General features: G+C 68.3%; 10 protein-coding genes. 9 read left to right on the top strand and 1 reads right to left on the bottom strand.

What is annotated here, in order from left to right; translation table 11 throughout:
- The first annotated feature begins 3 nt into the window (after positions 1 to 3).
- The 8 genes from AGI3411_RS15650 to AGI3411_RS15615 all read left to right on the top strand — a co-directional run bounded on the left by AGI3411_RS15650 (position 4) and on the right by AGI3411_RS15615 (position 10,074).
- Positions 4 to 1,449: an amidase gene (locus tag AGI3411_RS15650; protein ID WP_165359189.1), complete on the top strand. Its 1,446-nt coding sequence runs from the start codon at positions 4 to 6 to the stop codon at positions 1,447 to 1,449.
- A 251-nt stretch (positions 1,450 to 1,700) separates the two neighbouring features.
- The gene (locus AGI3411_RS15645; RefSeq protein WP_129528289.1) at positions 1,701 to 3,320 is read left to right on the top strand and encodes a methyl-accepting chemotaxis protein; all 1,620 of its coding nucleotides are present in this window, start codon (positions 1,701 to 1,703) and stop codon (positions 3,318 to 3,320) included.
- A gap of 8 nt (positions 3,321 to 3,328) precedes the next feature.
- Positions 3,329 to 3,835, top strand: a complete 507-nt coding sequence (locus AGI3411_RS15640) for a chemotaxis protein CheW (RefSeq protein ID WP_129528288.1) — start codon at positions 3,329 to 3,331, stop codon at positions 3,833 to 3,835.
- Positions 3,832 to 5,094 carry a CheR family methyltransferase gene (locus tag AGI3411_RS15635; protein ID WP_129528287.1) on the top strand — a complete coding sequence of 421 codons (1,263 nt, stop codon included), beginning with the start codon at positions 3,832 to 3,834 and terminating at the stop codon, positions 5,092 to 5,094. The genes AGI3411_RS15640 and AGI3411_RS15635 overlap by 4 nt, the downstream gene beginning before the upstream one ends.
- Positions 5,087 to 5,749, top strand: a complete 663-nt coding sequence (locus tag AGI3411_RS15630) for a chemotaxis protein CheW (RefSeq protein ID WP_129528286.1) — start codon at positions 5,087 to 5,089, stop codon at positions 5,747 to 5,749. Before AGI3411_RS15635 ends, AGI3411_RS15630 begins: the two co-directional genes overlap by 8 nt.
- A complete protein-coding gene (locus tag AGI3411_RS15625; protein WP_129528285.1) occupies positions 5,746 to 8,019 on the top strand; it encodes a hybrid sensor histidine kinase/response regulator in 2,274 nt (757 codons plus the stop codon). The genes AGI3411_RS15630 and AGI3411_RS15625 overlap by 4 nt, the downstream gene beginning before the upstream one ends.
- Positions 8,016 to 9,026, top strand: a complete 1,011-nt coding sequence (cheB, locus tag AGI3411_RS15620; protein ID WP_129528284.1) for a chemotaxis response regulator protein-glutamate methylesterase — start codon at positions 8,016 to 8,018, stop codon at positions 9,024 to 9,026. Before AGI3411_RS15625 ends, cheB begins: the two co-directional genes overlap by 4 nt.
- Before the next feature lie 34 nt (positions 9,027 to 9,060).
- Positions 9,061 to 10,074: a response regulator gene (locus AGI3411_RS15615; RefSeq protein WP_129528283.1), complete on the top strand. Its 1,014-nt coding sequence runs from the start codon at positions 9,061 to 9,063 to the stop codon at positions 10,072 to 10,074.
- Between the two features lie 13 nt (positions 10,075 to 10,087).
- Here AGI3411_RS15615 and AGI3411_RS15610 read toward each other — a convergent pair whose 3' ends face one another.
- Complete coding sequence (locus AGI3411_RS15610) at positions 10,088 to 10,567, bottom strand: Lrp/AsnC family transcriptional regulator (protein ID WP_129528282.1); 480 nt, start codon at positions 10,565 to 10,567, stop codon at positions 10,088 to 10,090.
- Between the two features lie 189 nt (positions 10,568 to 10,756).
- On the opposite strand from AGI3411_RS15610, the gene AGI3411_RS15605 reads away from it, so the two are divergent.
- Positions 10,757 to 12,040, top strand: coding sequence for a cystathionine gamma-synthase family protein (locus AGI3411_RS15605; RefSeq protein ID WP_129528281.1), 1,284 nt, complete (start codon positions 10,757 to 10,759; stop codon positions 12,038 to 12,040).
- Positions 12,041 to 12,044: the final 4 nt, after the last annotated feature.

Below are 12,044 nucleotides of genomic sequence, written 5' to 3'. Positions count from 1 at the left end.
TCCATCCCGCTGAACGACATCGTGGCCATGCCCGCCCACGCGCTATCCGAGGCCATCCGGCTGCGCCAGGTGTCCTGCCGCGAGGTCATGGCCGCCTATCTGGCGCATATCGACCGGGTCAACCCCAAGCTCAATGCCATCGTCGCCCGGCGCGATAGCGACGAACTGATGCGCGAGGCCGCCGAGCGCGATGCTCAGCTGGACGCGGGCCAGTGGCTGGGCTGGCTTCACGGCATGCCGCAGGCGCCCAAGGACCTAACGGCGGTGCGCGGCATGGTCACTTCGATGGGGTCGCTCGTCTACAAGGACCTGGTGACGCCGCACGACTCGATCATGATCGAGCGCATGCGGGCGTCCGGCGCGCTCTTCATCGGCCGCAGCAATGTGCCGGAGTTCGGGCTGGGGTCGCATACTTACAACCAGGTGTATGGCACCACCGGCAATCCCTATGACCCGTCCAGGACCGCCGGCGGCAGCAGCGGCGGCGCGGCGGCGGCGCTGGCGGCCCGCATGCTGCCGGTGGCGGATGGCAGCGATTTCGGCGGATCGCTGCGCAATCCGGCCGCCTTCTGCAACGTCTACGGCATGCGGCCGTCGGCCGGGCGCGTGCCCTTCGGCCCGGCGCCCGAAGTGTTCCTGAAGCAGCTGTCCTACGAAGGCCCGATGGGGCGCACGCCCCGCGACGTGGCCATGCTGCTGTCCGTGATGGCCGGCCATGATCCGCGCGTCCCGCTGTCGCTGTCGGACGATCCGGCGCAGTTCGCGCAGACGCTGGACGCCGACCTGCGCGGCAAGCGCGTGGGCTGGCTGGGCGACTGGAATGGCTACCTGCCCATGGAGCCGGGCATCCTGGATCTGTGCGAACGGGCCCTGGGCGACCTGGCGGCCGTGGGCTGCGAGGCGGTGGACTACCGGGTGCCGTTCGCGGGCGACCGGCTGTGGCGGATCTGGCTGGCCCATCGCCATCTGATGGTGGGCGGGCAGTTCCATGCCCTGGTCAAGAACCCCGAGACGCGCAAGCTGGTCAAGCCGGCGCTGATCTGGGAAGTGGAAGGGCTGGACGGCATGACGGCGCGGCAGGTCTACGAGGCCACCGAGGAGCGCAGCGCCTGGTATCAGACGGTGCTGCGCATGTTCGATGAAGTGGATTACCTGGCGGTGCCGTCGGCGCAGGTATTTCCGTTCGACGCCAAGCTGGACTGGCCCAAGCAGATCGCCGGCCGCCCCATGGATACCTACCACCGCTGGATGGAGACGGTAACGCCCTGGACGCTGGCGGGCTGCCCGGTGATCAGCGTGCCGGTGGGGTTCAATGGCGCCGGGCTGCCCATGGGCATGCAATTGGTCGGCCCGCCCCGGGGCGACCTGGCCGTGCTGCGGTTGGCGCATGCCTACGGGCAGGCGCGGAACTGGGTAGAGGACCGGCCGCCGGCCGCGCTCTGGCAGTAACCCGCCCGACGGCTCCGGTACGCATTGGCGCGCCAAAACACAAGTCCTTGTAAGCAAGCTTTGCTTTTTTCCGACGAAACGGCCCCCCGCAGGGGCCGTTTCGGCGTTTTTCGTGGCTGGCAGCCCTCGCCTTTGCAATAATTGCCGACGAACTCCACATCCCGTAATACGCGGACGGGCTGCGCGCTCTATCTTGTTCCTGGATATTTCGGCCGAATCGGCGAGTCGACACTGCGTAAAGGTTTCCCGGCATGAAGAATCTGACACTCCGCCAGCGCATCCTGGCCAGCTTCCTGGTCATTCTGGCCATCATGGCCCTGATGGTGGTGGTCGATTACCGGCGGCTGCTGGTCATCGAATCCGAGGCCGAGTTGATCAACAGCGATGCCGTCCCCGGCATCTACTACAGCACCTCGATCCGCGCCTCCTGGTTCGCCGGCTTCGTGGTGGTGCAGGACGCCTTCGGCACGGACACGGACCAGGAGCGCCGCGACGCCCTGGAAGCGCTGCCCAAGAACGATCAGCTGCTCGAGGATCACATCGCGCAGTATCGCCGCACCGTTTCGCGCGAGGACGACCGCGTGATGTTCGAGGAGTTCGAACGGGAACTGCAGGAATACAAGCGCATCCGCGCCGATATCCTCGCGCCCGCGGCGCTGGCGGACCCGGAGCGGGCGCAGGCGCGCATCACGTCGGAACTGCGGCCCGCGTTTTACAAGGGCCGGGACATCCTCGCCAGGATGGTGGTCGAAAACAAGAAGCAGGCCGACGAGGCGGCCGTTTCCATCCGGAAGTCCGTCGAGAGCGCGGAAGTCGGCATGCTGGTGTCGCTGGTCATGGCCATCGTGGCGGCCATTCTTTGCGGTCTCATGCTGATGCGCGCGATCGCCAACCCCATGCGCGACATCGTCAAGACACTGGAATCCACGGGCGGCGGCGACCTGACCCGCCGCCTGAAGTTGGCGCGCAAGGATGAATTCAACGCCATCGAAACCGGCTTCAACGGCATGGTCGACGAGCTGACCGGGCTGGTCGGCAAGACGCAGCGCTCGGCGGTGCAGGTGGCGACCTCGGTTACCGAAATCGCGGCCACGTCCAAGCAGCAGCAGGCCACCGCTTCCGAAGTGGCCGCCACCACCACCGAGATCGGCGTCACGTCGCGCGAAATTTCCGCTACCTCTCGCGAACTGGTCCGCACCATGGCCGAAGTGTCCGGCGCCGCCGAGCAGACCGCGGCGCTGGCCGGCAGCGGCCAGGTCGGGCTGGCGCGCATGGAAGACACCATGCGCAACGTGGTGGGCGCGGCCGGTACGGTCAACGCCAAGCTGGCGATCCTGAACGAGAAGGCGGGCAACATCACGCAGGTCGTGACCACGATCACGAAAGTGGCCGACCAGACCAACCTGCTGTCGCTGAACGCCGCCATCGAAGCCGAGAAGGCGGGCGAGTACGGCCGCGGCTTCGTCGTCGTGGCCACCGAGATCCGCCGCCTGGCGGACCAGACCGCCGTCGCCACCTACGACATCGAACAGATGGTGCGCGAGATCCAATCATCGGTCTCCGCCGGCGTCATGGGCATGGACAAGTTCTCCGAGGAAGTGCGCCGCGGCATGGCCGACATGCAGCAGGTGGGCGACCAGCTTTCGCAGATCATCCAGCAGGTGCAGACGCTGGCGCCGCGCGTGCAGATGGTCAACGAAGGCATGCAGGCGCAGGCCACGGGGGCCGAGCAGATCAACCAGGCCCTGCAGCAACTGAGCGACGCAGCGCAGCAGACCGTGGAGTCCCTGCGCCAGTCCACGCTGGCCATCGAAGAACTGACGCTGGTGGCCAACGACCTGCGCAGCGGCGTGTCGCGCTTCAAGGTGTGACGGCGGCTATGGCGGATCGCGCTCCCTCCGCGGCCAGGCGCCGGCTGTACCTGCTCTTTCGCATCGGCGATGACCGCTATGCGCTGGATGCGGGCGGCGTCGCCGAGGTGCTGGGCCTGCGCGTCCTGAAGCAGGTGCCCGGCGCGCCGGCCTGGGTGGCGGGCATGCTGGATCGCCAGGGCACGGCCATTCCCGTCATCGACATGAGCGCGCTGGCGGGGCGCGGCGCGGCCGCCGCCGTGACCAGCACGCGGCTGGCCCTGGTGCACTACCTGAGCGGTCCGCAGGCACAGGGTCGCCTGCTAGGCCTGATCCTGGAACAGGCGACCGAAACCGCGCATTTCGATCCGGCCGCGTTCCAGCCCAGCGGCCTGGATCACCCGGACGCCCGCTATCTGGGGCCTGTGCTGAGCGACGCCCGGGGCATGGTGCAGGCCGTTACCGTGGACGACCTGCTGCCCGCGCCCGTGCGCGCGCTGCTGTTCCCCGCGGACGCCCGCGAGGCGCGGCCATGATGCTCGTCGACGATTTCAGCGCGCTGCTCAAGCGGCGGATGGGGCTGGACAGCGGCTCCATCGGCAAGGCTGCCGTCGAGCGCGCGGTGCGCCGCAGGATGGGCGCGGCCGGTGTCGGCGACGAGCGCGACTACCTGCTGCGGGTGCAGGCCTCGACCGATGAAATGCAGCAGCTGATCGAAGCCGTCATCGTGCCCGAGACCTGGTTCTTCAGGTATCCCGAGTCGCAGGCCGCGATGGCTGCGCTGGCGCGCGAGCGCCTGTTCGCCGCCGGGGCCGAGAACCGCGTCTTGCGCGTACTCAGCGTGCCGTGCTCCAGCGGCGAAGAGCCTTACTCCATCGTCATGGCGCTGCTGGACGCGGGCGTGCCGGCCGAGCGCTTCCAGGTGGACGCCATCGACATCAGCATCCGCATGGTCGAATTCGCGCAGCGTGCCGTGTACGGCCGGAATTCGTTCCGGGGCGACGGCCTGGCGTATCGCGACCGCTATTTTTCCGAAACGGCCGATGGCCACCAGCTGGCGGCGCACGTGGCCGGCCGGGTCCGGTTCCGGCCAGGCAATCTGTTCGATCCCGATCTGCTGGCCGGCGCCGCCCCGTACGACTTCGTTTTCTGCCGCAACCTGCTCATCTACTTCGACGCGGCCACGCAGGAGCGCGCCGTGCAGGTGCTGTTGCGGTTCACGCGGGACGACGGCGCGCTTTTCGTCGGCCCGGCCGAGACCAGCCTGCTGACCGCGCGCCGCTTGCCGGCGGTGCCGATCGCGCGGTCGTTCGCCTTCCGGGCGCAGGCTTTGCCGCCGCCCGCGGCAGCGCCGGCGCCGCCGGCTGCGCGGCCTTTCGTGCACAGTTGGACGCCGCCCAGGCGGCCCGTGCGCCAGGCGCCCGCGCCCGGATTGCCGCTGCCGCTGGCCGCAGCGCCTGCCGGGCCGGCGATGGAGCCAGACGCGCAGGCGTCGCTGCGCCGCATCGCGGCCCTGGCGGACCAGGGGCGGGTGCGCGACGCCATGGCGCAGTGCCGCGCCCATATCGATACCCACGGGGCCAGCGCCGAGGCGCTGTATCTGCAAGGGCTGCTGCAGGACGCCGCGGGCGACGCGCGCCTGGCGCAGGCCGCCTACCGCAAGGCGCTCTACCTGGACCCCACGCACCGCGAGGCCCTGCTGCACCTGGCCGCGCTGGTCGCGTCGGACGGCGATCACGAGGGCGCCCGCCGCCTGCAGGCGCGCGCGGCGCGCGAGGAGGCGCGACGTGAGTGATCAGACAGGCACGCTGTCCGACGTGGACGATTGCTGGAACCGCATCGGTATCCGCGGCGACAAGAGCTGTACGCAGTTGCCGGACCATGTGCATTGCCGCAACTGTCCCGTCTACGCCGTGGCGGCCAAACGCATCCTGGACCGCCTGCCGCCGCAGATGGAGGACGACGACGGCCGCGCCATCGCCGAAGATCGGGGCAACCTGTCTTCGCTGCTGGTGTTCCGCGTGCAGCGCGAATGGCTGGGGTTGCCGACCCGCAAGCTGGACGAAGTGACGGGCATGCGCCGCATCCTGAGCTTGCCGCATCGGCGCGATCCTGCGATGCTGGGCGTGGCCAACGTGCGCGGGACGCTGACCGTCTGCGTGTCGCTGGCGCGGCTGCTGGGCCTGGATGGCGCGGCTGCGGACGTGCATGGGCGTCCTGGCGCCGCGCAGATGCTGATCCTGGGCGGCGCGGGCAGGGCGGTGGTGCTGCCGGTAGACGAGGTCGAAGGCCTTCATGCCGTCGACCTGGGCCGGCTCGAAGCCTTGCCGGCGACGGTCGAGGGCGCGAGCCTGAAGTATTCGCGCGGGGTGGCGCGCTGCGGCGGCCGCGCCGTGGGCGTATTGGACGACACCTTGCTGATGCAAGCTTTGGAACGGAGCCTGGCGTGAACCCGGAACAGATGCGCGACGCGTCGCTCCTGGAATTGTTCCAGCTCGAGACCCGCACCCAGGTGCAGGTGCTGAACAACGGCCTGCTGGCGCTGGAGCAGGATCCAACCTCGGCGCCGCAGCTGGAAGCCTGCATGCGGGCGGCGCATTCGCTCAAGGGCGCCGCCCGCATCGTGGACCTGGACCCCGCGGTGCGCATCGCGCACGCCATGGAAGACTGCCTGGTGGAGGCGAAGGAAGGGCGCCTGCGCCTGCAGGCCGCCGATATCGACGCCTTGCTGCTGGGCACCGACCTGCTGCAACGCGTGGCCACGCCGGGCGTTGAACTGAGCGGAGAGATCGACGGCCTTGTCGCCAGGCTGAGCGGCGCGGCCCATCCGCCGCAGGCCGCGCCGGCAGCGCCCGGCACGCCCCGGCCCTTCGATTTCCCGCCGCCGGTCCAGGTGCCGGACGAGCCTCCGCCCGCCGAGGCCCGCGTCGCGTTGCCGGCTCGGCGCAGTTCGGACCTGGGGCTGGGCGATGGCGAGCGCGTGCTGCGCGTGACCGCGGACACGCTCAACAAATTGCTGGGCCTCTCCAGCGAAACGCTGGTCGAATCGCACTGGATCGCGCCGTTCGGCGCGTCCATGCTGCGCCTGCGCCGCATGCAGGCGGGCGCGGTGCAGGCGCTGGACGGCGTGCGCGCCGCCCTGGCCGGACAGGCGCTGGACGCTCGCGCGCAGGCCGCGCTGGACGATGCCTATCGCATCGTCGATCAATGCCAGCAGGAGCTTTCGCAGCGCACCAGTGAGGTCGACGAATTTGGCTGGCGCATGGGCCACCTGGCCCAACGCCTGTACGACACCGCGCTGGCCTGCCGCATGCGGCCCTTCGGCGATAGCGTGGGCGGCCTGGCGCGTATGGTCCGCGACCTGGGCCGCTCGCTGGGCAAGCAGGTGCGGCTGGAGATCGAAGGCGAGTCCACGCAGGTGGACCGCGACATCCTGGAGAAGCTGGACGCGCCGCTGACGCACCTGCTGCGCAATGCGGTGGACCACGGCATTGAAATGCCCGCCGCCCGGGTGGCGGCGGGCAAGCCGCCGGAGGGGTTGATCCGGCTGTCGGCGCGCCATGCGGCGGGCATGCTGTTGATCGAGCTGAGCGACGACGGGGCCGGTATTTCACCGGAACGGCTGCGCGCCGAAGTCGTGCGCCGCAAGCTGGCCGCGCCGGAGACGGCCGCGAAGCTTACCGAGGCCGAACTGCTGGAATTCCTGTTCCTGTCCGGGTTCAGCACGCGCGGCGAGGTTACCGAGATCTCGGGCCGGGGCGTCGGGCTGGACGTGGTGCAGACCATGGTGCGGCAGCTGCGCGGGGCCGTGCGCATCCATCAGCAGACGGGGCAGGGCACGCGCTTCATGCTGGAGATGCCGCTGTCGCTGTCCGTGGTGCGCAGCCTGCTGGTCGAAGTGCAGGACGAGATCTACGCCTTCCCGCTGGCCTACGTGAACCATGCCCTGCAGGTGCGTGCGCAAGACATCGAACAATTGGAAGGGCATCAGCATTTCCGCTTCATGGACCGGCAGATCGGGCTCGTGTCGGCGCGGCAGATCCTGCGCGCGGGCGAGCCCGCGCCTTTCACGGAGTCGGTCTGCGTGGTGCTGGTGGGCGGCCACGACCGGCTCTACGGCATCGCCGTGGATCGCTACGTGGGCGAGCGCACGCTGGTGGTGCAGCCGCTGGATCCGCGCCTGGGCAAGGTGCAGGACGTCATGGCGGGTTCGTTGATGGACGACGGCACGCCGCTGCTGATCCTCGACGTGGAAGACATGCTGGTGTCGGTCCAGAAGCTCGTGGAAGGCGGGCGGCTGACCCGGGTGGACGGGCCGGGGGCGTCTGCCCAGGCGCGCCGCCGCAAGCGCGTGCTGGTGGTGGACGATTCGCTGACGGTGCGCGAACTCGAACGCAAGCTGCTCTTGAACCGCGGTTTCGAGGTCGCCGTGGCGGTGGACGGCATGGATGGCTGGAACATGCTGCGCAGCGAGGTTTTCGACCTGGTCGTGACCGACGTGGATATGCCGCGCATGGACGGCATCGAACTCGTGTCGTGCATCAAGGCAGATCCCAAGCTGCAGGCCGTGCCGGTGATGGTGGTGTCGTACAAGGATCGCGAAGAGGATCGGCGGCGTGGGCTGGATGCCGGCGCCGACTATTATCTGGCCAAGGGCAGCTTCCATGACGATGCGCTGCTCGACGCCGTGGAAGACCTGATCGGAAAGGCGAACACGTGAGAATCGGGATCGTCAATGATATGCCGATGGCGGTGGAGATGCTGCGGCGCGCGGTCGCGCTGGAGCCGGAGCTCTCCGTGGCCTGGGTGGCGGCCAATGGCCAGGAGGCCGTGGACCAGTGCGCCCGCGACCGGCCGGACCTGGTGCTGATGGATCTGATCATGCCCGTCATGGACGGCGTGGAGGCCACGCGCCGCATCATGGCGGAAACGCCCTGTGCCATCGTCGTGGTCACGGCGGACGTCGCGCGCCATACCTCGCGCGTCTTCGACGCGATGGGCCACGGCGCGCTGGACGCCACGGACACGCCGGTGGTCGGCTGCGCCGACCTACGCGTTGCCGCCGCGCCGCTGCTGCGCAAGATCCGCAACATCGGCTGGCTGATCGGCCGCTACGGCAAACGCCCGGCCCTGAGCCCCGTGGCGGGCCCCGGTCCGCAGGCGGACGCGAAGCGCCTGCTGGTCATCGGCGCCTCGGCCGGCGGCCCCGCGGCCCTGGCGCAGCTGCTGGCGGGCGTGCCGGCGGATTTCCCCGCGGGCATCGTGCTGGTGCAGCACGTGGACGCGTCGTTCGCCGCGGGCATGGCCGACTGGCTCAACGATCAGGTGGCGCTGCCGGTCAGGCTGGTGCGCGAAGGCGAATCGCCCGCACCCGGCCAGATATTGCTGGCCGGCACCGGCGACCATCTGCGCCTGCAGGCCGATGGTACGCTGCGGTATGTCCAGGATCCCAAGGAAAGCCTGTACCGGCCTTCCATCGATGTTTTTTTCCATAGCGTGGCGCAGCACTGGCGCGGCCAGGCGGCCGGCGTGTTGCTGACCGGCATGGGCCAGGACGGCGCGCGCGGGCTGCGCGCGCTGCGCGAACGCGGATGCCTGACCATTGCCCAGGATCAGGCCACGAGCGCCGTCTACGGCATGCCCAAGGCCGCCGCGGCCCTGCAGGCGGCCGTCGAGATCTGCCCCTTGGACCAAATCGCTCCCCGCTTGATACAGGCCTTTGCCTGAGCGGCCGGACATTGCCAGAAACGAAGGATTGATTATGTACCCTCCCATTGACAGCTCGGCCGCGGCGAATCTGCAATCGCACGCGGCCATGGTGTTGCTCGTCGACGACCAGGTGATGGTTGGCGAGGCCATCAGACGGGCGCTGGTCACGGAAGGGAACATCGATTTCCACTACTGCTCCGACCCCGACAAGGCGCTGGCGGTGGCGATCCAGACCCGGCCCACGGTCATCCTGCAGGATCTGGTGCTGCCCGGCGTGGACGGGCTGAGCCTGGTCCAGGAATACCGCAACCACCCCGTGACGCGCGACATTCCCATCATCGTGCTGTCCACCAAGGAAGACCCGGCGATCAAGAGCGCCGCCTTCTCGGCCGGCGCCAACGACTACCTGGTGAAGCTGCCCGATTCGATCGAGCTGGTGGCGCGCATCCGCTACCACTCCCGTTCCTACCTGGCGCTGGTGCAGCGCGACGAGGCCTACCAGGCCTTGCGCCAGAGCCAGCAGCAATTGCTGGAAAGCAATATGGAGCTGCGCCGGCTGACGAATTCCGACGGCCTGACGGGCCTGGGCAACCGGCGCTATTTCGATGAATACCTCAACGCGGAATGGCTGCGCGCGCGCCGCAACACCCGCGAGATCAGCATGCTGATGATCGACGTGGACCACTTCAAGTCCTACAACGACACCTACGGGCACATCGCCGGCGACGAGGCGCTCAAGCGCGTGGCCAACACCATTTTCGCCAGCTGCGACCGGTCCACCGACCTGGCGGCCCGCTTCGGGGGAGAGGAGTTCGCGCTGGTGCTGCCCGGCACGCCGGCCGGCAGCGCGCGGCTGGCCGCCGAAAAGCTGCGGCGCGCCGTCGAGGCCATGCAGATTCCGCAGAAGGACGCGGGTTCGGGCCCCTGGCTGACGGTCAGCATCGGCGCCGCCACCGCCGTGCCCGAGGGCGAGCAGCCCTACACCGACCTGATCCAGGCGGCCGACCGCGGCCTCTATCAAGCCAAGCGGCAGGGCCGCAACCGCGTGGTGGCCGGCACGATGTAGCCCCCCGGCGGCCTCACAGGTGCAGCTTGGCCGAGGACTTGACTTCGTGCATCGATAGCGTGCTGAGCAATTCCTTCACCCCGGGCAAGGGGCGCAGGCGATTGCGCACGAACTCCGAGTAGGCGTCGAAATCGCGCGCCACGATATGCAGCAGATAGTCGTGCTGGCCGGTGGTGTTATGGCAGGCCAGGACCTCGGGCATGGCGAGCACGCCGGCCTCGAAGGCGCGGCAGGTTTTTTCCGTATGGTTCTCCAGCGAGATGCTGACAAAGGCCACGACCCCCATGCCCAGCGCGCGGCGGTCCAGGATGGCCTGGTAGCCGCGGATCACGCCCGACGTTTCCAGCCGCTTCAGGCGTTTCCAGCAGGGGGAGGCGGACAGCGACACGCGCTCGGCCAGCTCGGCGTTGCTGAGCCGCCCATCTTCTTGAAGGATTTTCATGATTTTCCAATCGATCGCGTCAAGTTGATGTAACGAAGCAGTGTCTTTCATGCTGTTCTTCTAATGGGAAATGTTGTTTCCCATTATGGCTTTCCGGCAATAGAAATGGAAAGAATATTGTTTGCGCGCGCGGCCATACTGCCATGCATACCCGGGCCGCCGGCGCTATCGTTTTCGCATGCGTGACGCGCTCGTGCCGGCGGTCCCTGCCGGCAGCCCGCAAACCCAGAGAGGCAGACCATGAGTTACTCCAGCTATCACAAGAAGGACATCTTCGGCCGTCCGCTGCACGCGGAAACGCAGATGATGTCCTATGGGTTCGACCCCTTCCTGTCGGAGGGCGCGGTCAAGCCGCCGGTATTCCTGACCTCCACCTTCGCGTTCCGCTCGGCCGAGGACGGGGCGGCCTTCTTCGATCTGGTGTCGGGGCGCAAGCCTCTGCCGCAGGGCGAGTCCGCGGGGCTGGTGTACAGCCGCTTCAACCACCCGAACCTGGAGATCGTGGAAGACCGGCTGGCGCTCTTGGACGGTTCGCAGGATGCGGCGGTGACTTCCAGCGGCATGTCGGCGATCAGCGCGGTGTTCCTGGCTTTCCTGCGGCCGGGCGACCAGCTGGTGCAGTCGGTGCCGCTGTACGGCGGCACCGAGACCCTGATTTCCCGGATCTTTCCGGAGTGGGGCATCGGTTCGCATGCGATCCGTGACGGGCTGTCGCCCAGCAGCATGCGCGAGGCGCTGGAGGCCGCGGTGGCCAAGGGGCCGGTCCGCCTGTTCTATGTGGAAACGCCCGCCAACCCGACCAACGCGCTGATCGACTTCGAAGCGATGAAGAACGAGCTGGACGCGTTCGAAGCGCGGCACGGCTATCGCCCCATTTCGGTCTGCGACAACACGCTGCTGGGCCCGATCTTCCAGAAGCCCGCCGAGCACGGCGTCGACCTGTGCGTGTACTCGCTCACGAAATACGTGGGCGGCCATAGCGATCTGGTGGCGGGCGCGGTCACGGGCAGCAAGGAGCTGATCAAGAAGGTGAGGGCGATCCGCAGCGCGTTCGGCTCGCAGCTCGATCCGCATTCTTGCTGGATGATCACGCGCTCGATGGAAACCGTGGTGCTGCGCATGAAGCAGGCGGCGCGCACGGCGACCAAGGTGGCGCAATGGCTGTCGGGCAATCCGCACGAGAAGGTGCGGATCTACCATCCGGAACTGATCGCCGACCCAGCCTACCAGGAAGTCTACAAGCGCCAGTGCACGGGGCCGGGCTCGACGTTCGCGTTCGTGCTGGAGGGCGGGCGGCCCAAGGCGTTCCGCTTCATCAACGCGTTGCACCTGTTCCGCTCGGCGGTGAGCCTGGGCGGCACCGAATCGCTGATCTGCCATCCGGCGTCCACCACGCATTCGGGCGTTCCCGCCGCGGAGCGCGATGCGGCGGGCGTGTCCGAAGGGCTGATCCGGATTTCCATCGGGCTCGAGCACGAGGAAGACTTGATCGCGGACATGGACCACGCCTTCCGCAACGGCTGAGCGG

It is taken from the genome of Achromobacter agilis, assembly GCF_900496965.1.
GTDB lineage: Bacteria > Pseudomonadota > Gammaproteobacteria > Burkholderiales > Burkholderiaceae_B > Achromobacter > Achromobacter agilis.
Note: the sequence above shows the minus strand (reverse complement) of the source record. Positions and strands in the feature narration are given on the sequence as shown.

Coding starts and splice junctions, on each gene's coding strand:
- AGI3411_RS15605 (WP_129528281.1), top strand. CDS start 10,757: ATGAGTTACTCCAGCTATCACAAGAAGGACATCTTCGGCCGTCCGCTG.
- AGI3411_RS15640 (WP_129528288.1), top strand. CDS start 3,329: ATGGCGGATCGCGCTCCCTCCGCGGCCAGGCGCCGGCTGTACCTGCTC.
- AGI3411_RS15635 (WP_129528287.1), top strand. CDS start 3,832: ATGATGCTCGTCGACGATTTCAGCGCGCTGCTCAAGCGGCGGATGGGG.
- AGI3411_RS15645 (WP_129528289.1), top strand. CDS start 1,701: ATGAAGAATCTGACACTCCGCCAGCGCATCCTGGCCAGCTTCCTGGTC.
- AGI3411_RS15610 (WP_129528282.1), bottom strand. CDS start 10,567: ATGAAAGACACTGCTTCGTTACATCAACTTGACGCGATCGATTGGAAA.
- AGI3411_RS15615 (WP_129528283.1), top strand. CDS start 9,061: ATGTACCCTCCCATTGACAGCTCGGCCGCGGCGAATCTGCAATCGCAC.